At 74.4% G+C, this 19,257-nt stretch carries 18 protein-coding genes; 9 read left to right on the forward strand and 9 right to left on the reverse strand.

The genetic code is table 11. From position 1 onward, the window contains the following. The first annotated feature begins 53 nt into the window (after positions 1 to 53). The 5 genes from ACZ5WK_RS17140 (at position 54) to ACZ5WK_RS17160 (ending at position 3,936) form a co-directional block, all read left to right on the forward strand. Positions 54 to 1,172, forward strand: coding sequence for a mechanosensitive ion channel family protein (locus ACZ5WK_RS17140; protein ID WP_465548234.1), 1,119 nt, complete (start codon positions 54 to 56; stop codon positions 1,170 to 1,172). Between the two features lie 39 nt (positions 1,173 to 1,211). Continuing rightward, positions 1,212 to 2,183 carry a SigB/SigF/SigG family RNA polymerase sigma factor gene (locus tag ACZ5WK_RS17145; protein ID WP_465548235.1) on the forward strand — a complete coding sequence of 324 codons (972 nt, stop codon included), beginning with the start codon at positions 1,212 to 1,214 and terminating at the stop codon, positions 2,181 to 2,183. Positions 2,184 to 2,326: 143 nt separating this feature from the next. Beyond that, positions 2,327 to 2,719 carry an STAS domain-containing protein gene (locus ACZ5WK_RS17150; protein ID WP_465548236.1) on the forward strand — a complete coding sequence of 131 codons (393 nt, stop codon included), beginning with the start codon at positions 2,327 to 2,329 and terminating at the stop codon, positions 2,717 to 2,719. A gap of 116 nt (positions 2,720 to 2,835) precedes the next feature. Beyond that, positions 2,836 to 3,315, forward strand: coding sequence for an ATP-binding protein (locus tag ACZ5WK_RS17155; protein WP_396319111.1), 480 nt, complete (start codon positions 2,836 to 2,838; stop codon positions 3,313 to 3,315). Between the two features lie 255 nt (positions 3,316 to 3,570). Then, entirely contained in the window at positions 3,571 to 3,936 is a 366-nt protein-coding gene (locus ACZ5WK_RS17160) for a PRC-barrel domain-containing protein (protein WP_465548237.1), read from the forward strand. Positions 3,937 to 4,092: 156 nt separating this feature from the next. On the opposite strand, the gene ACZ5WK_RS17165 is transcribed toward ACZ5WK_RS17160, so the two are convergent. Genes ACZ5WK_RS17165 through ACZ5WK_RS17175 form a run of 3 tightly spaced genes read right to left on the reverse strand, consistent with a single transcriptional unit; the run spans position 4,093 to position 5,520 of the window. Beyond that, positions 4,093 to 4,473, reverse strand: a complete 381-nt coding sequence (locus ACZ5WK_RS17165) for a VOC family protein (RefSeq protein ID WP_465548238.1) — start codon at positions 4,471 to 4,473, stop codon at positions 4,093 to 4,095. Positions 4,474 to 4,513: 40 nt separating this feature from the next. Then, complete coding sequence (locus tag ACZ5WK_RS17170; RefSeq protein WP_465548239.1) at positions 4,514 to 5,053, reverse strand: GNAT family N-acetyltransferase; 540 nt, start codon at positions 5,051 to 5,053, stop codon at positions 4,514 to 4,516. 5 nt (positions 5,054 to 5,058) lie between these two features. Beyond that, a complete protein-coding gene (locus tag ACZ5WK_RS17175; protein WP_465548240.1) occupies positions 5,059 to 5,520 on the reverse strand; it encodes a group II truncated hemoglobin in 462 nt (153 codons plus the stop codon). A gap of 179 nt (positions 5,521 to 5,699) precedes the next feature. Here ACZ5WK_RS17175 and ACZ5WK_RS17180 point away from each other — a divergent pair, with 179 nt between their 5' ends. From ACZ5WK_RS17180 to ACZ5WK_RS17195, 4 genes are all read left to right on the forward strand, one after another. After that, positions 5,700 to 6,491 (forward strand): SDR family NAD(P)-dependent oxidoreductase, encoded by a 792-nt coding sequence (locus ACZ5WK_RS17180; protein ID WP_465548241.1) that lies wholly within the window; start codon positions 5,700 to 5,702, stop codon positions 6,489 to 6,491. A 78-nt stretch (positions 6,492 to 6,569) separates the two neighbouring features. After that, on the forward strand, positions 6,570 to 6,983 hold the full coding sequence (locus tag ACZ5WK_RS17185; RefSeq protein WP_465548242.1) for a MerR family transcriptional regulator: 414 nt from the start codon (positions 6,570 to 6,572) through the stop codon (positions 6,981 to 6,983). Positions 6,984 to 7,056: 73 nt separating this feature from the next. After that, entirely contained in the window at positions 7,057 to 8,589 is a 1,533-nt protein-coding gene (locus ACZ5WK_RS17190; RefSeq protein WP_465548243.1) for an AMP-binding protein, read from the forward strand. Between the two features lie 346 nt (positions 8,590 to 8,935). Then, positions 8,936 to 9,769 (forward strand): TIGR03084 family metal-binding protein, encoded by an 834-nt coding sequence (locus ACZ5WK_RS17195; RefSeq protein WP_465548244.1) that lies wholly within the window; start codon positions 8,936 to 8,938, stop codon positions 9,767 to 9,769. Positions 9,770 to 9,912: 143 nt separating this feature from the next. Here the strand turns inward: ACZ5WK_RS17195 and ACZ5WK_RS17200 are convergent, their stop codons facing one another. The 6 genes from ACZ5WK_RS17200 to ACZ5WK_RS17225 all read right to left on the reverse strand — a co-directional run bounded on the left by ACZ5WK_RS17200 (position 9,913) and on the right by ACZ5WK_RS17225 (position 19,104). Then, the gene (locus ACZ5WK_RS17200) at positions 9,913 to 10,329 is read right to left on the reverse strand and encodes an NUDIX hydrolase (protein ID WP_465548245.1); all 417 of its coding nucleotides are present in this window, start codon (positions 10,327 to 10,329) and stop codon (positions 9,913 to 9,915) included. Between the two features lie 99 nt (positions 10,330 to 10,428). Next, positions 10,429 to 13,683, reverse strand: a complete 3,255-nt coding sequence (locus tag ACZ5WK_RS17205; RefSeq protein WP_465548246.1) for an error-prone DNA polymerase — start codon at positions 13,681 to 13,683, stop codon at positions 10,429 to 10,431. Positions 13,684 to 13,849: 166 nt separating this feature from the next. Then, on the reverse strand, positions 13,850 to 15,952 hold the full coding sequence (locus tag ACZ5WK_RS17210; RefSeq protein WP_465548247.1) for a DNA polymerase Y family protein: 2,103 nt from the start codon (positions 15,950 to 15,952) through the stop codon (positions 13,850 to 13,852). A gap of 1 nt (position 15,953) precedes the next feature. Next, complete coding sequence (locus ACZ5WK_RS17215) at positions 15,954 to 16,718, reverse strand: hypothetical protein (protein WP_465548248.1); 765 nt, start codon at positions 16,716 to 16,718, stop codon at positions 15,954 to 15,956. Between the two features lie 197 nt (positions 16,719 to 16,915). Then, complete coding sequence (locus ACZ5WK_RS17220; RefSeq protein ID WP_465548249.1) at positions 16,916 to 17,692, reverse strand: hypothetical protein; 777 nt, start codon at positions 17,690 to 17,692, stop codon at positions 16,916 to 16,918. 161 nt (positions 17,693 to 17,853) lie between these two features. Continuing rightward, on the reverse strand, positions 17,854 to 19,104 hold the full coding sequence (locus ACZ5WK_RS17225; RefSeq protein ID WP_465548250.1) for a hypothetical protein: 1,251 nt from the start codon (positions 19,102 to 19,104) through the stop codon (positions 17,854 to 17,856). Positions 19,105 to 19,257: the final 153 nt, after the last annotated feature.

Consider the following 19,257-nt stretch of genomic DNA (forward strand, 5'->3'; position numbering starts at 1 on the left):
ACCGGTGGGACCGGACCTGCTCCCACCACGTCCCCGCCGAAGGAGTGATCCGCGTGGAGGGGTGGAGCATCGTCCGCCTGCTCGTCGTCGCCGTGTCCTCGGTCCTCGCCGCCTGTGCCCTGAACCTGCTGACGGAGGCGGTCGCCCGGCTGCCCCTGGTCCGCCGCCGGGCCGAGGCGGCACCACCGCTCCTGCGCGCCTGCCGGCCGCCCCTGCTCGCCGCGACCACCTGCGGGCTGCTGCTCGCCGGCGAACCCTGGACCGGCACCACCCCGGCGGTGCACGGTGCCGTCCGCCACCTCCTCGTGCTCGCCGCCCTCGCATCCTGCGCCTGGCTCGGGGCACGCCTGATCTCCCTGGCCGCCGAGGGCGCGCTGCGCCTGGCCGTCCGCCGGCACGAACCGGGCTGGGCAGGCCGGGCCCGCACCCAGGTCGGCCTGCTGAGCCGGATCTGCCAGGCAGCCCTGACCGTCGTGGCGCTGGCGGCCATGCTGATGACCTTCCCGGCCGTCCGCGGGCTGGGCACCAGCCTGCTGGCCTCCGCCGGGCTCGTGGGCCTGGTGGCCGGCATCGCGGCGCAGAGCACCCTGGCCAACCTCTTCGCCGGGGTGCAGATGGCCTTCGGCGACCTCGTCCGGCTCGGCGACGTCGTCGTGGTCGGCGGCGAGTGGGGCACGGTCGAGGAGATCACCCTGACCTCGGTGGTGGTCGCCACCTGGGACCAGCGGCGGCTGGTGATGCCGATGTCCTACTTCGCCGGCCGGCCGTTCGAGAACTGGTCCCGTCGCACCACCCGGATCACCGGCACCGCGCTGCTCCACCTCGATCCCGGCACGCCGGTCCCCGAACTGCGGCGGGAGTTCGAGGGTTTCCTGGAGAAGAACGAGCTCTGGGACCGCGAGGGCAGGGCGCTGCAGGTGGTCGACACGACGCCGACCACCATCGTGGTCCGCGCCCTGATGACCGCCGCCGACGCCGACGACGCGTTCGAGCTCCGCTGCCAGGTCCGTGAGCACCTGCTGGCCTACCTGGTCGAGCGCCATCCCGCCGCGCTCCCCCGCCTGCCGGTGGCACCGGCCCCCGGCTCCGGGAACGACGGCCGGCTCGGCGACCGACCGGTTTCACCAAAGCATCACACTGCCAGGGCACATCCCTTCGCGGATCCGGGGTAAAGCGGTTCGAGCCGACGCGGAACCGATGAAAGGACTGACATGGCTGCGCCCAGTGATGCTCTCCTCGCCCACGTCCCCACGGTCGTCCCCAGCCAGGCCCGACCGGAAGGCGGTACGGCGGGCACACTCCGTACCGCGCCGATGCCCGGAGCACCCGCGCTGCCCGGAGCATCCGCGCTGCCCGACGCGGCCGTTCTGCCCGAGATGCCCACAATGCCCGCGCTGCCCGAAGATCCGACCGAGGTGGCCCCGGCCGACGCGCGGGAGCTGACCCGGGCCCTGCTCCGGCGCCTCGACGCCCTGGACGAGGGCACCCCGGAGTACTCCTACGTCCGCGGCACGCTGGTCGAGCTGAACATCTCCCTGGTCCGGTTCGCCCTGCGCCGGTTCTCCTCCGTCCACGAGCCCCAGGAGGACCTCCTCCAGGTCGGCACCATCGGCCTCATCAAGGCGATCGACCGGTTCGACCACGGCCACGGGGTGGAGTTCACCACCTTCGCCCTGCCGACCATCCTCGGCGAGATCCGGCGGCACTTCCGCGACACCACCTGGGCCGTCCACGTGCCGCGCCGGCTCCAGGAGCTCAGGCTGAGCCTCGCCAAGGCGCAGGACCGGCTCTCGCAGCGCCTCGACCGCGCACCGACCGTCGCCGAGCTCGCGGAGCACCTCTCGCTCACGCCGGAGGAGGTCATCGAGGGGCTCACCGCCGCCAACGGCCACTCGGCCGGCTCGCTGGACGTGGCGGCCGACCCGGACGACGACCGCCGCGGCACCGCCGCGCACCGGCTGGGCGGCGAGGACACGCGGCTCGAACTGGCCGAGAACCTCATCGCGCTGAAACCGCTCATCGCCGAGCTCCCGGAACGCGACCGTCTGCTGCTCTCGATGCGCTTCACCGAGGAGCTCACCCAGTCCCAGATCGGCACGCGGCTCGGGGTCTCCCAGATGCACGTGTCCCGCCTGCTCAGCCGCGTCCTCAGGCAGCTCCGCGAGGGCCTCGGCCAGGAGTGAACCGCCATCCGCCCGCCCGCTCCGCCCGCCGGCACGACGCGGACCCGGTTCCCGGGCCGCCCGTGCCCTGGCTGACGGCCCCTCATCCGCGTATGGTCACGAAGCAGCACCCGGAGGGAGCCCGGACGGAGGAGGCACCTGACATGTCGGTCGAGGATGAACGGCACCCGTCCGCCGCCCCGGCGTCCGCGACACCCGTCGCGCCGGGCGTGGACATCCGGCACGACGGCGCGCGGGCAGCCGTCTGCGCGCTGAGCGGCGATCTCGACATCGACAGCCTCGGCCCTGCCGAGCAGGCCCTGCGCCTGCTCGTCGAACAGCGGCCGGAGCGGATGGTGGTGGACCTGAGCGATGTGGCGTTCTGCGACTCCTCCGGCCTCAACCTGCTGCTCAAGACGCGGCTCGCCGCCGCGACCGCGGACATCGACTTCCGGCTCGCCTCGCCCTCGGCGCAGGTCACCCGGCTACTGGAACTCACCGGTGCCGGCGGCGTGTTCTCCATCCACGACTCGGTGAGCGCGGCACTGACCGGGTGAACGCCCGGGGGCGGCGGCCCGGGGGGAGAACCGGGTGGCCGCCCGAGGAATAGCCCGGCACGTCCCGGGAAAGACGACCTCTCATCAGCCGCGCGCGCGAAAGGGGTGAACCGCGTATGACGGCGAGCCGGGGCGCCCTCGACGGCAGCCGACCCGACGCCGGACCGCCGGCGACCGGCCAGCGACGGCGACTGCACCTGGCCGGACTTCCCAAGCCGGTCGCCCGGTCCCGTGCGTTCACCGGTGGGGCGCTCGCGGACTGGGCCTGGTTGCGCCCCGAGGACGGGGCCGATCCCGACGTCGTCGAGGACGTCCTGCTGCTGGTCTCCGAGCTGGTCGCCAACGCGATGCTGCACGGCGGCGGCCCGCTGGAGCTGGTGCTCGACGCCTCGGACGCGCGGCTGCGGATCGAAGTCAGCGACGGATCCCCGGCGCTGCCCGAGCCGCGCCGGCCGCACCTTCCCGGCCTGCCGGGCGGGCACGGGCTCTTCATCGTGCAGCGGGCGGCGGACCGGTGGGGTGCCACGCCGTGCTCCCGGGGCAAGGCGGTCTGGGCGGAGATCGACACCCGACGGCTGGTCCCCGCCTCCGGCTGACCCCGGTCCGGGGCTGCGTTCCCGCTCCGGCACCCCACCCTCCGGCCCGGGACGCCGTCTCCGGGCCGGCGGGCCGCCGCGTGCGGGCACACGCGGGTGGCGCGCGGGCACACGCGGGTGGCGTGGACGAACTGCTGCCGGTGGCACCGGATTCAGGCCCACTCCGCCGACATGGATCCGCGGATCCGGGGCAGCCGAGGTCACGGACGCCGCCGGAACAAGGTCCGGCGGCCGAGCGACGAGAAGGAGACGACAGTGAGCGACGTCAACATCTGGCAGTTCCGCGCCACCTCCGGCTACGTCACCGATTCCGACCTGGTGGACTTCCGCGTCGAGGCGACCGATGGGCACATCGGCCGGATCGACCGGCTCTCCGAGGAGGCCGACGCCCGCTATCTCGTGGTGGACACCGGTCCGTGGATCTTCGGCAAGCACGTGCTGCTGCCGGCCGGCACGGTCATCCAGGTCGACTTCGAGAACCGCAGGGTGTACGTCGACCGGACGAAGGACGAGATCAAGAACGGCCCGGAGTTCGACCCCGACCGCCACGAGGGTGACACCGGCTACCGCGAGCGGTACACCGGGTACTACGACCCCTTCTACGGCGGTCCGATCGTCTGAAGTCACCGGAGTCCCCTGCCCCCTGCCTCCTGCTCCCAGGTGCCGCCCGGCGGAAGGGGGCACCCGTGCCGGGCGGAGAAGCGGAGAGACCGAACGGCCGCCCGCACAGGCCCTCGTGGGCCTGGCGGGCGGCCGTTCGGACCGAGTGGCGACGGGTCAGGAGGTGGCGGCCCGCTCGGCGGCGCTGCGCTCGACGCAGAACTCGTTGCCCTCGATGTCGAGCATGGTCACCCAGCCCTTGCCGTCCGGGGTGCGCTGGTCGTCGTGGACGGTGGCGCCCAGTGCCAGCAGGCGCCCCACCTCCTCGTCCCGGGTGCGGTCCTGCGGCTGGAGGTCGAGGTGGATGCGGTTCTTCACCGTCTTGCCCTCGGGCACCCGGATGAACAGCAGCGCGGCACCCGGCGACTCGACCAGCGCCTCATCGTCCCCCGGGTTGTCGTCCTCGCTGACCTTGCTGTCCAGCACCTGTGCCCAGAACCCGGCCAGGCGGAAGGCGTCGGCGCAGTCGATCGTCACATGTCGTACAAGAGAAGCCATGTGCGTCACTCTGACGCCGTTCTCCCTCCCGGTCCAGTGCTTAACCGGGCGCGGTGCGGGTGTGGAGGTGGCCGTCCAGCGGGAACTCCGGCGGGCGGGCCGGGAGAACGGACGCGAACCGGTACCCGGTCTTCTCGGCCACCCGGCAGGAGGCCGTGTTGTCCACCTGGTGCAGCAGGTCGAGCCGGACCAGCCCGTCGGCGGCGAAGGCCGTGAACGCCCAGCCGGTGACCGCCTCCAGCGCCCGCGGCGCCACGCCCCGGCCCCGCGCGTCGGCCGCCGTCCAGTACCCCACCTCGGCGGACGCCCCGCCGGGCGTGCCGCGCTTGAGCACCACGTTGGCGACCAGTTCGGCGGGGTGCCCGGCCCGGGGCTCCAGAACGGCGAAGCTGTACCGGTAGCCATCCGCCCAGCCGCGGTACTGGACGTCGAGCCAGCGGGCCGCCTCGTCCACGTCGGTCACCGGGATCCGGGTGAAGCGGCGCAGCGTCTCGTCCCGGTAGACCTCCACCAGGGCGGACGCGTCCTCGTCCCGGAACGGCCGCAGCAGCAGGCCCCCGGCGGCCGGGAGTCCGGCCACGGCCGTCACTTCTTCAGCCCCTCCCAGCCCCAGCGCGGCGTCGGGCCCGGGTCGCCGAGGTCCGCGCCGACGGGCGCCGCCGACACGTCCTTGGCGATCTTCGTGCCCCAGTCGAAGTACTCCAGCACCCGCCGGCGCAGCAGCTCGTCGTCGGGCAGCTCCTTCTGCACCGCGGCGCCCATCAGCTCCATCCAACGACCGCGCTGCTCCTCGGTGATGGCGAGGCCGAGGTGCGTGCGGAGCAGCGCCTGGTGCCCGCCCAGCTCGGCGGTGAAACGGGCCGGGCCGCCGAAGATCTCGCCCAGCCAGACGGCGACGTGCTCGATGTGGGTGGTGGTGAAGTTCGCGAAGACCGGCGCCAGGACCGGGTCGGCGAGGACGCCCTCGTAGAAGGTGTTGCTCAGCCGGCGGAGCCCCTCGATGCCGCCGACGGCGTCGTACAGGTTCTCGGACCGTTCGTCACTCATGCGTGTTCTCTCCCCGTGGGTAGGTGCGTTGGCACCTTCCTAACAGCACCCGGCGCCGTTCGCGTCCCCTCCCGGCCTCCTGTTCGCGCCCGGCACAGCAAGTGGAGGGGGCGGTTCCCGCTCCCGGCCCGCGCTCGCGCTTGACCTTGACACTGGCGGCAGGGTCGGAGGCTCTCCGCATGAACGCGAACGAGAGCAACCGGCAGGAAACCCCGCAGGATCGGCCGTCCCGGGTCGTCCTGGTCACCGGCGCGGGGACGGGGATCGGGCGGGCCACCGCGCAGGCCTTCGCCGCGCAGGGGCCGGAGGTCGCGGTGGTGGCGGTCGGGCGGCGGCCCGGACCGCTGGCGGAGACGGCGGGAAGCCACCCCGGGCGGATCCACCCGCTGGTCGCGGACGTCACCGGGACCGACGCGCCGGAGGTGGTCGTGCGCGAGGTCCTGGAGCGGCACGGGCGGCTCGACGTGCTGGTCAACAACGCCGGGATCGTCCGCAGCGGCGCCGTCGGCGGCCTCACCAGGGACTCGGTCGAGACCCAGCTCGCCACCAACCTCACCGCCGCCGTCCTGCTCGGCCGGGCCGCACTGCCGCCTCTGGAGGCGAGCCGCGGCGTGATCGTCAATGTCACGACCAGCGTCGGCCAACGGGGCTGGCCGGGCAACTCGGTGTACGCGGCGAGCAAGGCGGCGCTGGAGTCGGTCACCCGCAGCTGGGCGGTGGAGCTGGCGCCGCGCGGCGTCCGGGTGGTGGCGGTGGCGCCGGGGGCGATCGAGACGCCGATCGGCGAACACTCCGGGCTCGGCGCGGAGCAGCGGGAGGCCGTCCGGCGGTGGCAGATCGCCCACACCCCGCTCGGGCGGATCGGCCGGCCCGCCGAGGTGGCCTGGGCCGTCACGCAACTCGCCTCCCCGCAGGCCTCGTTCGTCACCGGAGTAGTCTTGCCGGTGGACGGCGGCGCCGTCGTGGGGTGAGGCCGGTGGCAACGCCGGGAACGGGTGGCAATGCCGGGAACGGTGGGAACGCCGGGAACGGTGGAGGGGCGGGGAGCGGTGCTGATCGGAGAGCTGGCCCAGGTGACGGGCAGTACGGCCCGGGCGTTGCGCCACTACGAGCAGGCCGGGCTGATCGGCTCGTCCCGCGCCGCCAACGGCTACCGTGAGTACGACGAGGCGGCAGCCGTGCGGGTGCGCAACATCCGCTCCCTGCTGGCCGCCGGATTCACGCTGGAGGACGTCCGGCTCTTCCTGCCCTGCCTGGACGGGGACGTGCTCGCCAAGCCGCCGTCGCCGGCGGCGCTGCGGATCGCCCGGGAGCGGCTGTCCGTCCTGGAGCGCCGGATCGCCGCGCAGACCGAGGCCCGGGACCGGCTGGTCGCGGCGCTGGCGGTGGCGGAGGGGGCGGTCGTGGACGGGACGGCGGCGCCGGCCTCGGGGGCGGCGGGGACGGTCGCGGCGACGGGCTGAATCCCGCTGTCCGTCCGGGTGACACCCCCGACCGGGGGTGTGCAGGGGGCGCCGGGCGGAGGACAGTGGGCGCATGCAGATTCCACTCTCCGTGATGGACTTCCTCGACCGGGCCGAGCTGGTCTACGGCGACCGGGTCGGCATCGTCGACGAGCCGGTGCAACCGGCCGAATCCTGGGGCGAGCTGAGCTACCGGCGGGTCGCCGAACTGGCGCGGGCGCAGGCGGCCGGGCTGGACCGCCTCGGGGTCGGGCCGGGCGAACGGGTCGCGATGGTGTCGCACAACTCGGCCCGGCTGATGACCTCGCTGTACGGCGTGAGCGGGCACGGCCGGGTGCTGGTGCCGGTCAACTTCCGATTGAAGGCGGAGGAGGTGTCGTACATCGTCGAGCAGAGCGGCGCGTCCGTGCTGCTGGTCGACCCCGAACTCGCCGACCCGCTGGCCGGGGTGGCCGCCAAGCACAAGTTCGTGATCGGCGCGGGCAGCGACGCGCTGCTGTACGACTTCGACCACGCGCCGCGCCGGTACGAGATCGGCGAGAACGACACCGCGACGATCAACTACACCAGCGGAACCACCGCGCGCCCCAAGGGCGTTCAACTCACCCACCGGAACGTCTGGCTGAACGCCGTCCTCATGGGCCTGCACTTCGGGGCCAGTGACCGGGACGTCTACCTGCACACCCTGCCGATGTTCCACGCCAACGGCTGGGGCCTGCCGTTCGCGCTCACCGGGCTGGGCGCGCAGCACATCGTGCTGCGGAAGGTGGACGGCACCGAGATCCTGCGCCGGGTCGAGCGGCACGGGGTGACCTTCCTGTGCGGCGCGCCGGCGGTGATCCAGATGGTGCTGGACGCGGCCGCCGACTGGGACGGGCCCGTCCCCGGCCGGGACAGGGTGCGGATCATCGTGGCCGGCGCCCCGCCGCCGACCTCGGTGGTGCAGCGGATCGAGTCCGAACTCGGCTGGGAGTTCATGCAGATCTACGGCCTGACCGAGACGTCGCCGGTGGTGACGGTCAACCGTTCCCGCCGCGAATGGGACCAACTGCCCTCCGCCGAGCGGGCGGAGAAGCTGGTGCAGGCGGGTGCGCCGGCGATCGGCAATCACGTCCGGGTGGACGAGCAGGGCGAGGTGCTGGTCCGCTCCAACGTGGTGCTGGACGGCTACTGGCAGCAGCCGCAGGAGACTTCGGAGGCGATCCGGGACGGCTGGTTCCACACCGGCGACGGCGGCACCCTCACCGACGGCTACCTGACCATCTCGGACCGGAAGAAGGACGTCATCATCAGCGGCGGGGAGAACGTCTCCTCGATCGAGGTGGAGGACTGCCTGTACGACCACCCGGCGGTCGGCGAGGTCGCGGTGATCGGAGTGCCGGACGACAAGTGGGGCGAGACGGTCAAGGCACTGGTGGTGCTCAAGCCCGGCTCCGACGTCGGCGAGGCGGACCTCATCGCGCACTGCAAGCAGCGGCTGGCCGGCTACAAGTCGCCCACCTCGGTGGAGTTCCGGGACGCGCTGCCGCGGACCACCACCGGCAAGCTGCAGAAGTTCCGGCTCCGCGAGCCGTACTGGGCGGGGCGGGAGCGGGACGTCAACTAGCCGCGTCCGGCCGGCCCGGCTCACGGCTGCCAGGGCCCGTCCGGTCCGGTTGCGGACGCCGAGCCGTGGGCAGCCGGTAGCCGGTCACCGTGAGGCAGGTGAGGCAGGTGAGGCGACCGCAGGGCGGCGATCTCCGGGTTGGTCCGGCAGGTCGCCGCCCGGCGCGGCACCTCGTGGGCGGAGCGAGCGGGGTGGGCGGAGCGAGCGGTGCGACGTGCGTGTTCCGTGGAGTCCGAGGTGACGGCGGCGGGTGCGGCGTAGGGTGCGGGCCGGAGTTACCGGTGAGTCACTACCGGGTCGCCACCGCTACTGCCGCGTACTGCTGTGAAATGTGAAGGGGATGCCCATGACGACGGAACCGAAGGAGCCTCGCGCCACGGACGTGCTGACCGGCCTGCTCGACGACCTGCGGGCCGAGAGCGCGGTGCTGGACGGGCTGGTGGCCGGGCTGGAGCCGGAGGGCTGGGCGGCCGACACCCCGGCCCCGGGGTGGACGATCGCGCACCAGATCGCCCACCTGGCCTGGACGGACGACTGGACCGAGCTCTCCGCGCGTGACCCGGAGGGCTTCGTCGCGCAGACCGGCCGCGTCTTCGGCGAGCTGCTGGAGGCGGGCCTGGACCCGGTGGACGAGGGCGCCGCGCAGGGGGCGGCCGAGGAGCCCGCGGCGCTGCTGGCCCGCTGGCGGTCCGGCCGGGAACGGCTGCTGACCGCCCTGGCCGCGGTGCCGGGCGACGTCCGCCTGCCGTGGTTCGGTCCGCCGATGAAGGCCCCGTCGATGGCGACCGCGCGACTGATGGAGACCTGGGCGCACGGGCAGGACGTCGCGGACACGCTGGGCGCGGTCCGGGAGCCGACCGCACGACTGCGGCACATCGCCCATCTGGGGGTTCGGACCATGGGGTTCGCCTTCTCGCTGCACGGACTGCCGGCACCGGAGGCACCGGTCCGGGTGGAACTGACCGCGCCGGACGGCGCGTTGTGGGCCTGGGGCCCGGAGGACGCGACGGACCGGGTGAGCGGGCCGGCGCTGGACTTCTGCCTGCTGGTCACCCAGCGCCGGCACCGGGACGACCTCGCCCTGACCGCCACCGGCGCGACGGCGACGGCCTGGCTGCCGATCGCCCAGGTCTTCGCGGGCGCCCCCGGGAAGGGGCGGGAGGCGGAGTCCGGCGCGTAGGCCGCTGAACGACACACCCGCCTTCTGACACCACCCCTCGGGCCCCTCCCCCACAAGCCCCGGCGCGCGCAGTCACCCCCACGGCGCGGCTGCGCCGCGCCGGCGGGTCCAGCCCTGGGGACCGCCGCAGCGGCGGCCCGGCCCTACGGCTGCCCGAGCAGGTCGAGGCCGTCGGCCGCCGCCGGGGAGAGCGCCGACGCGGTGAGGCCGGCGAGCGGCATCCACCGGACACCTGCGGTCGACCCGTCGACCTCGTTGACGGTCAGCGGCCCGGGACGGAGCTCGACGCGGTAGAACAGCCCCACCAAGTGCCAGTGCACGCCGAGCCGGTGGGCCGTGTAGCTGCGCGCGTCCACCAGCCGGGCACTGCGGAGTTCCAGACCGGTCTCCTCGTGCAGCTCGCGCGCGAGCGTCTCCTGCGGCTGCTCGCCGGGGTCGATCCCGCCGCCGGGCAGGTGCCAGAGGCCGGGCAGGAAGACCGGTGAGGCCTCGGAGAGTTGCGTCAGCAGCAGCCGCTGCTCCGACGTGGCGATCGCGTACGCCGAAACGCGGGAACGCATCTGCTCACCCAAGGCCTGCCTCCGAAGGTCACGCGACGAACTTCCCCTGACGGAAGCACTCTTGATCATGAGCCTAGCCCCTCCCCCGGCAACCCGGCCTCAGATCCCCAGACGCAGCGGGCCGAGCCGGGTGGCGACCAGGTTGGTGGCGCCGCGGTCGCGTTCGATGTGGCCGTGGACCAGCAGGCCGGCGCGGTCGAGGGCGGTACGGCGCTGGGACTCCCAGACCGGGCGGCTGCAGATCACGTTGATCAGGCCGGTCTCGTCCTCCAGGCTGAGGAAGAGCACCCCGCCGGCCGTCGGCGGGCGCTGGCGGTGCGTCACCAGGCCGCCGACCACCACGGCGGTGCCGGGTGCCACGTCCGGGAGCTGGGCGGCGGTCACTGCGCCGCCGCGTTCGAGGTGGGCGCGCAGGTGCTGGACGGGGTGGCTGGTGGCGGAGGTGCCGGTCGCCCAGAGGTCGGCGATGGTCTCCTCGACCGGGGTCATCTCCGGCAGCGGCGGCGCCTCGGTGCCGGGGGTGGTGCCGGGGATCAGCCCCGCCGAGACACCGGCGAACGCCCCGGCGGCCCACAACGCCTGACGCCGTCCCAGCCCGAAGCAGCCGAACGCTCCCGCCGTGGCGAGCGCCTCCAGCACCGGCGCGGGCAGGCTCGTCCGGCGGGCGAAGTCCTCCAGGTCCGCGTACGGCTGTCCGGCCGCGATCGCCTCGGCCTGCGGGGCGCCGATGCCGCGGACGGTGTCCAGGCCGAGCCGGATGGCGGGCTGCGGCTTGCCCGCCGTGAGCGGCGGCTTGGGCGTCGGCCCCCGGTACGGTTCCAGGGTGGGCCGCGGCCCGCTGGCGTTGACGTCCACGCCGCGGACCCGCACGCCGTGCCGCCGGGCGTCCGCGATCAGGCTGAGCGGCGCGTAGAAGCCCATCGGCTGGTTGGCCAGCAGGGCACAGGTGAAGGCCGCGGGGTAGTGGTACTTGAGCCAGGCGCTCGCGTACACCAGGTAGGCGAAGCTGATCGCATGGCTCTCCGGGAAGCCGTAGTTGGAGAAGGCCTCGATCTTGGTGTAGACGTCCTCGGCGGTCTCCTCGGGGATGCCGCGCGCGGCCATGCCGCTCAACAGCCGCTCGCGCAGGCGGGCGACGCGTTCGTGCGAGCGCTTGGAACCCATCGCCTGGCGCAGCTGGTCGGCCTCGGCGGGGCTGAACCCGGCGCAGTCGATGGCCAGTTGCATCATCTGCTCCTGGAACAGCGGCACCCCGAGGGTCTTGCCGAGCGCGTTCTCCATCAACGGGTGCGGGCAGCCGGCCGCTTCGAGCCCGGCGCGGCGCCGCAGGTACGGGTGGACGGACCCGCCCTGGATCGGCCCCGGGCGGATCAGCGCGACCTCGACCACCAGGTCGTAGAAGTGGTCCGGCTTGAGCCGCGGCAGGGTGGCCATCTGGGCGCGCGACTCGACCTGGAAGACGCCGACCGTGTCGGCCCGGCGCAGCATCGTGTAGACGCCCGCGTCGTCGTCCGGGACGGTGGCCAGGGTGTACCGCACGCCGTGGTGTTCGGCGATCAGGTCGCAGGTGTCGTGCAGCGCGGCGAGCATGCCGAGGCCGAGCAGGTCGATCTTGACCAGCCCGGCGCCGGCCGTGGAGTCCTTGTCCCACTGCAGCACGGACCGGCCCGGCATCCGGGCCCACTCGGTCGGGCAGATCTCGCCGATCGGCTCCTTGGTGAGCACCATGCCGCCCGAGTGGATGCCCAGGTGGCGGGGCAGGCCGTGGAGCTGTCCGGCCAGGGCGAGCACGTCGGCGGGGATGACGGCGTCCGCGCCGGGCGGCGAGCGGAAGTCGCTCTGCCGGCTGAACGCGTCCACCTGCCCCTGCGGGTAGCCGAGCACCCGGGCGGCGTCGCGCAGCGCCAGCCGGGGCCGGTAGGTGATCACGTTGGCGACCTGGGCGGCGTGCTCGCGCCCGTAGCGGCGGTAGACGTACTGGATGACCTCCTCGCGACGGCGGTTCTCGATGTCCAGGTCGATGTCGGGCGGCCCGTCGCGGGCGGTGGAGAGGAAGCGCTCGAAGAGGAGCCTGTAGTGGATCGGGTCGACGGCGGTGATCCCGAGCGCGTAGCAGACCGCCGAGTTGGCCGCCGAACCCCGGCCCTGGCACCAGATGTCCTCGCGGCGGCAGAAGTCGACGATGTCGTGGACGATCAGGAAGTAGCCGGCCAGCCTCAGGTCCTCGATGACGTCAAGCTCCTTGGCGAGCTGCCGGCGGGCGGGCCCGTTGCCGGGGCCGAACCGGACCGGTCCGCCCCGGGCGACCAGCTCGCGCAGATGGCTGATCTCGGTGTGCCCGGGCGGGACGGGGAAGCCGGGCAGCTCCGGGTCGAGTCCGGTGAAGTCGAAGGCGCAGGCGCGGGCCAGGTCGACGGTGGCCTCCCGGACCCCCGGGAAGCGGGCCAGCCGGGCCGCCATCTCCCGGCCCGAGCGCAGGTGTGCGGTGCCGGCCGCCTGCGTCCAGCCCGCCGCGTCCTGCAGGGTGCGGCGCTCGTGCAGGGCGGCGAGGCTCTGTGCCAGCCGGCCCTGGGCCGGGCCGGCGTGGTGGGCGTTGGTGGAGGCGACGGTGGGCAGGCCCAGCTTGGCGGCGAGCGCGGCCAGGGCGTCGTTGCGCAGGTCGTCGCCGGGCAGCCACTGGTCGATCAGCTCGACGTACACGTTGTCGCGGCCGAACGCCTCGGTGAGGGTGTGCAGCCGGTGCTCGGCGTCCCGGCCGGCGGCGAGTGCGGCGGGGACCCTGCCCAGGCGGCAGCCGGTGAGTACCGCCCAGTGGCCGCCGTGCGCGTCGGCCAGCGCCGCGGCGTCGTACGCCGGGCGGCCCTTGGCCCCGCCCGCCAGCTGGGCGGCGCTGATCGCCGCGGAGAGGCGGCGGTAGCCGGCCGGGTCGCGGGCCAGGACGAGCAGGTGCTCGGCCTGGCCGTCCCGGCGCAGGGTCAGCTCGGCGCCGAACACCGTGCCGACGCCCGCCTCCCGGGCCGCCTCGGCGAACCGCACCGCGCCGTAGAGGCCGTCGTGGTCGGTGAGCGCGAGCACCTCGACACCCAGCCGGGCGGCCTCGGCGACCAGCTCCTCGGGGTCGCTGGCGCCGTCGAGGAAGCTGAAGGCGGAGTGCACGTGCAGCTCGGCCCAGGCCGGGGCGGTCGGGCCGGTCCGGGCCGTCGGGCCGGCCGGCCCGGCGGGTTGTGCGGGGAGGCGGGCCCCGGTGCGGCGGCGCAGCGGGACGACCGCGCCACCCTCCGGGCCCGGGCTGCCGCCGGCCAGGCGTCGGTGCAGTTCGCTCCAGGGGAGCGTGGGATGGCTGGTGAATCCCATCGGGGGTCGTTGCCTTCGGTCGTGCCTGTTCGGTTTCTCCCCCCACGGGCCGGCCGGTTCCTCCCCGGTGGCCGGCCGGTTCCCTCTCCCCCGGTAGGCCGCCCCCGGTGGGCCGGCCCGTTCCGTTCCCCCCGGTGGCCGGCCGGTCCCCCGGTGGCCGGCCGGGTCAGTCGTAGCCGGCCTCCATGAACCACTCACCGCCCTCCACCGTGAGCAGCAGCGCCCGGCCGTCCGCCAGCGTGACCTGGAAGCGCGCCCGGCGGCGGGCCAGCGACTGGTCCCACCAGTACTCGACCGCCGGCCAGGGGCCGGTCCAGCCGTCCACCACCAGCTCCCGCCCCCGCACCGCCACCCGGGCCGGCCGGGCCGACACCCCCGCCCGGCCGTCCACCGCCACCGACCGCCCCTCCGCGTCCAGCACCACGACCGGCACCGGGGTCCGGTGCACCACGGCCGGCCAGACGTCCCGCAGCCGGCCCGGCCACGGCGCGTCGGCCGGCGCCGCCGGGTCGTACGGCTCGCCCCAGGGCACCCGGACCGCCTGCTCGCCCGGCCCCCGCCCGCCCGCCGGCTCGATCCGGCGCAGCCCGGCATGCCCGAGCACCGCCTGCACCCGGGCCACCGCGCGCTCCACCCGGTCGTCCGCGACCGCCTGCCCCCAGAGCGCCAGCTGGCGGCCCTGGTCGGGGGAGAGATCGTCGGGGACGAGGCGCAGGGCGGTGAAGCCTGCGTCGTGGTCCGTGTCGAAGTCCGTGCCGTGGTGCGGGTCGTGGTGTGCGTTGTGGTCCGCGTCGTGGTGTGCCTCCGGCCTGCCAGGCACCGCGAAGGTACCCGTGCCCTGCCAGGCCTGGAGCTGCCAGCGGACGCGCTCGGCCAGCGCCGTCGCCGACAGCCGGCCCTCGTGCCGCCAGAGCCGCGAGACGGTCCGCCCGTCGGCGCAGGACACCTCGACCGCGACCCGCTGGCAGGTCAGCCCCGCCCCGGCGAGCCGCTGGTGCAGCCGCTCGGCAAGCGTGCGGGCGACGAACACCAACGGCTCGGCGAGCGGCTCCGGCGGGTCGAAGCGCTGCTCGACGGAGAGGTCCGGCCCCTCCGTACGCGGCACCAGCGGGCGCGGCTGCAGGCCCCGGGCCAGCCGGTGCGCGGCCGTGCCGGCCGGGCCGAACCGGTCCGCGACCGACTCGGCGGGCAGCGCGGCGAACGCACCGACGGTGGGCAGGCCGAGCCGGTCCAGCAGCTCCGCCAACGCCTCGTCGCCGAGCGCGGCCACCGGGTAGGGCGCGAGGAACTCCGCCGTCCGCCCGGCCGGCACCAGTACCCCGGCCCGGGCCGCCAGCACGGCGGCGAACAGGCCGTCGGCGACACCGACCTGGCCGTGGAGGACGGGCCGGGCGTCGGGGACGGGTCGGTCGTCGGGGGCTGCGGGAGCTGCGGGGGCGGTTCCGGCGGCGGCTTCGGCGGGGCGGGCCGGCGGCGGGTACGCGGCCGGGTGGGCGAACCCGCCCCGCGCGCCGTCCCGGGCCGCCGGGGCGGCGGCGAACAGCTCGTCCACGGCCGCCGCCCGGCGCCGGGCACCGGCCCGGTCGGCGTCCGCCGGGTGCGCCTCGGTACGGCCTGGGCCGGGGGCCGGGTGGGCGCGCACGGCGGGGCCGGCGTCGGCGGGGTGGTCCTGCACCTCCGACCCGCTGCCCCCGCCCCCGGCTCCGGCCCTGTTCCTGTTCTCGTTCCTGTCCCGGTTCTCGTCCCTGCTTGCGTCCCTGCTTCCGTCCCCGTCCCCGTCCCCGTCCCCGTCCACGGGCCGGGCCAGGGCAGCCGTCACCGCGCCCTGCACCTTGGCCGCCAACGCCTCCTCGCCGCCGAAGTAGCGGCTCGGCCCCTTCACCGGGATCGCGCACAGGCCCGGGCGCAGCACCTCCACCCGGGGCGTGAACGCCTCCACCGCCGCGACCACCGGCTCGAACCGCCGGGTCTCCGCCTCCGGGTCGCGGTCGCGCAGCTCCAGCGCCGGGCAGAGCCGCTGGGCCAGCTTGAGCCGCTGCCCCTGCCGCACCCCGGCCGCCCGGGCCGTCTCCGAGCACGCCAGGATCCGCCCGCCTGCGACCACCGCCACCGGGGTGTCGCCGCCGTCCGCGGGCCCCATGACGGCCGCCACCGACCAGTCCGGGCACCAGACCACCAGCACCCGCGGTGTCCCGGCCGTCCCGGCGGCTCCGGTCGCCCCGGTCAGCCCGGTCGCTCCGGTCACTCCGGTCACTCCGGTGTCGGTCATCTCACACCACCGCCATACGTTCGAGGCCCGCCCCGGCCCCCGACGTCACGTCCTCCCCCGCCCCGACCACCTCGGCGGCCTCCGCCACCGCCCGCACCTCGCCGTGCTCGTCCGGCAGCCAGAGCCGGGCGGTACGCCCGCGCACCGCCGAACCGCGCCCCTCGGCCACGACCTCCACCTGCCGCCCGGTGAGCTGCCCGTGCCCGTCGCCCAGCCCGAACCACCGTCCGGACCGCACCCCCAGCCGAAGCCCCGCCCCCGGCCACGGTCCGGCCACCAGCAGCACGCACCCGCTGCGCCGCAGCACGGCCGCCAGCCGGGCGGCCGGCTTCGGCGCCACCGGCCCGTCCGGGCGCAGCATGATCAGCTCGACCGCCCCGGCCAGCACCGACACCACCTCTGCCCAGTGCGGGCCGGGGTCGTCCGCCACCAGCAGCCGCCTCAGGTCCAGCCCGTACCCGGCGGCCGCGGCCAGCCCCAGGTCCGGCAGCCCGACCGCCGCCGCCCACCCGCCATCCGACTCCCGCACCCCGGCGGCCAGCGCCAGCAGCAGCCCGAGGTCCCCGCCGCCGACCGACACCACCGTCCCCCGCCGCAGCCCGTCCTCCGGCAGCACCGCCCCCAACGCCGGCAGCACCGGCAGCAGCCCCCGCCGCCCGGCCCCCGCCCCGGCACCGCCACCGTCCACGAGCGCAGCCGCCGACACCACCGGGCGGAGCGGCTGCCGCTCGGCGGTGGATTCGAAAGCAGGTTCGAAAACGGGCACACCTCAGGATCGAACATTCGTTCGCAAAGATTCAAGTCCGATTCCCCCACCCCCGTGGTCACCCTCCGTGCTGTGCCGGGGCATGGCGATGCCGCGCGGGCACGCCGCCGCCGAGAGCGCCCTGCGCTCGAATCAGTCGGCGGCCGGGCGGCAGACCCCGGCCCCGGACCGGCCGAGCCGCCGTGCGGGCGTGGCGGTCACTGGAAGATCGCGATGGGGTGGACCTCCAGCACGCCTTCGTCGGCGTTCCAGTCCTCGACCATGCCGAGGCAGTGCCCGAAGAACGCGCGACGGCGTGACTCGGCCTCGCTCAGCCCCGTGGTGACGCAGGTGACGCGGACGGCCGCCGCCTGCGAGGGGTCCTCGGGGTTGCCGTAGGCGGCCAGGAAGACGGTGGCGCCCTCCGGGGTGTCCGGCGCCCGGTCCACCGTGCGGAACCGCCCCCGCAGCAGGACGTAGTCCTCGACGTCGCGCAGCCTGGCCCGGGGTGCGGAGTGACCACCTGCGGCCAGCGATCTGGCGAGCGCGCCGTTGTCCCGGACGGTGAGGGCGGTGAGGTTGGCGTGGACGATCCCGTCGACCCGCTCCATGGCCTTGACCAGGACGCCGATCACATCGATCGGCGCATGGGTCTGGACGTACCTGCTGATCCGCTCCTCCGCCTTCTCCCTGCTGCCGGAGAACGCGCCGGTCGGCGGCAGGGAGATGTCGGCGGTGAGCCCTCGCGTCTTCCTGGTCGTCCGCTCGACCTCCTGGGTGAGGGCCTCGGTGTACCGGCCCATCCGATAGAGGTCCATGATCGCCCGGTCATCCAGGTAGACGCAGATCCTGGCGGTGACGTCCAGGCCGGCGGGCCGTCTACTGCGGCGCACCTCCCACCAGCCGAGGAGCAGCAGGGCGAGCAGGCTCGCCACGGCCGCCAGCCAGACGGCGAACCAGCCCCACCAGACGCTCCACCACATCGCAGTGAACACAGCCGTGCATCTCCTTCAGGGTGTCGAGGAGGGAGCCGGTGCCGGCACGCCCTGCCGGGCGCCGGATGCCGGGCGCCGATTGCCGGTTGCCAGTGGCCGGGCGCTGGTTGCCGGGCACTGAGGGCCGGGCACCGGGCGCTGAGGGCCTGGCACCGGGCGGCTCACGGCGCCCCCTGGGCGGGGGAAGCCCCTTCACCGGAGGGCGTGTCGTCGCGAGGCCGGCAGCCGCCGACGGCGTCGATCATCTGCTCCAGCACGTCGAGCGTCGGCATCTTGGTCGCGGTGTCGTCCCCGGTGCGGACCGGGGCCGGAATGTCGTGCTCGCCGAGGAAGTCCGCCAGCCGGTCACCTCCCGGCTGGCCGTCCAGGGTGCGGAAGCCCAGCTCGGTCGCCCGCCTGAGCAGCCGGGGGTCGTGGGTGATCAGGTCACCGAGCCGGTCGGCTCCGGGGTTGAGGGCGATGAACTGGGGCTGGGTCAGGAACTGTTCCTTCGGATAGAGCAGGACCCGCTCGGCGTCGAGCTTCTTGGCCTGGGCCTGGAAACGGGCCTGGTAGGCGAGGAACTGGTGCTCGTAGACCACCACGACGGGGGCGATGCCCCTGCCCTCCGGGACGCTGTAGGGCTGGAACAGATCACCCCCGGGCATGCCTTGGGCGAACAGCAGCGGCTTGATCCTGGCCGCCAGGTCCTCGACGTCCTTCTTCTCGGGAGGCTTGCCGTCACCCTTCTCCGTGAAGGCGACCAGCGCCAGGAAGGTGCCCGCCGAATTCGACTCGCAGATGTCCGAGGACTGGGCCGCCACGACGTTGCCGTTGGTGATGCCGTAGTTCTGGATGCCGAGGGCGTTCCACGTTTGCCTGGCGTTGCCCAGCCGCAGGAAGTCGGCCAGCGCGAGGCTGTAGTACAACGGCGGTTCCTGGCCGCCGATCCGCTCGGCGACCTTGCTGTCCACGAGCGTCTTCGCGTACTCCCGGTAGGTCGCGAGCACGATCGGGCTGACGAACGGACGGTAGACGCGGGCGTACTGCCCGGCCGCGCCCCGCCGGTCGATGACCACCTCGGCCGACGGCTGGCCGGAGGGGAAGACGAAGTCATAGGGATCGAGGTTGCCGTACGCCACCTCGCGCGAGCCTGCGATGCTCACATGCACCCGGATCCGGTGGCTCAGGAGGATCCGCTGGACCTCCTCGTCCGCGAAGAACTCGCCCTTGGAGGCCAGCCTCCCCTCCAGGGTGACCACCGGCTCGAACGGCAGCAGGAGGTTCCCGTTCGTGGCCAGGGTCACCGTACAGGTCAGGAACAGCGACAGCAGGGTCGCGAGGACGACGACGAACCGGCGTCGCGATCTCAAGAACGAGGGCCGGCGCTCGATCGCCAGCCTCGGCTCCTCAACAGTCTCCTTCTCGGGCACATATGACAGCGTGTCAGGCCGGCCTGACGGACGGGTGGATGATACGAGAAATTCTCCCCCCGGCCCACCGGACGTCACCGTGCGACCCGGCCGGTCCGCGGTGGCCGGGACGGGAAATGACGGACACTCAGGACTGTGCCCCGGCGTCGCCGC

It is taken from the genome of Kitasatospora sp. NPDC032757 (assembly GCF_055579305.1).

What these genes read in the sequence shown, in the direction of transcription:
- ACZ5WK_RS17145 (WP_465548235.1), top strand. Translation starts at nt 1,212, where the DNA reads ATGGCTGCGCCCAGTGATGCTCTCCTCGCCCACGTCCCCACGGTCGTC.
- ACZ5WK_RS17150 (WP_465548236.1), top strand. Translation starts at nt 2,327, where the DNA reads ATGTCGGTCGAGGATGAACGGCACCCGTCCGCCGCCCCGGCGTCCGCG.
- ACZ5WK_RS17155 (WP_396319111.1), top strand. Translation starts at nt 2,836, where the DNA reads ATGACGGCGAGCCGGGGCGCCCTCGACGGCAGCCGACCCGACGCCGGA.
- ACZ5WK_RS17165 (WP_465548238.1), bottom strand. Translation starts at nt 4,473, where the DNA reads ATGGCTTCTCTTGTACGACATGTGACGATCGACTGCGCCGACGCCTTC.
- ACZ5WK_RS17175 (WP_465548240.1), bottom strand. Translation starts at nt 5,520, where the DNA reads ATGAGTGACGAACGGTCCGAGAACCTGTACGACGCCGTCGGCGGCATC.
- ACZ5WK_RS17180 (WP_465548241.1), top strand. Translation starts at nt 5,700, where the DNA reads ATGAACGCGAACGAGAGCAACCGGCAGGAAACCCCGCAGGATCGGCCG.
- ACZ5WK_RS17190 (WP_465548243.1), top strand. Translation starts at nt 7,057, where the DNA reads ATGCAGATTCCACTCTCCGTGATGGACTTCCTCGACCGGGCCGAGCTG.
- ACZ5WK_RS17195 (WP_465548244.1), top strand. Translation starts at nt 8,936, where the DNA reads ATGACGACGGAACCGAAGGAGCCTCGCGCCACGGACGTGCTGACCGGC.
- ACZ5WK_RS17200 (WP_465548245.1), bottom strand. Translation starts at nt 10,329, where the DNA reads ATGCGTTCCCGCGTTTCGGCGTACGCGATCGCCACGTCGGAGCAGCGG.
- ACZ5WK_RS17205 (WP_465548246.1), bottom strand. Translation starts at nt 13,683, where the DNA reads ATGGGATTCACCAGCCATCCCACGCTCCCCTGGAGCGAACTGCACCGA.
- ACZ5WK_RS17210 (WP_465548247.1), bottom strand. Translation starts at nt 15,952, where the DNA reads ATGACCGACACCGGAGTGACCGGAGTGACCGGAGCGACCGGGCTGACC.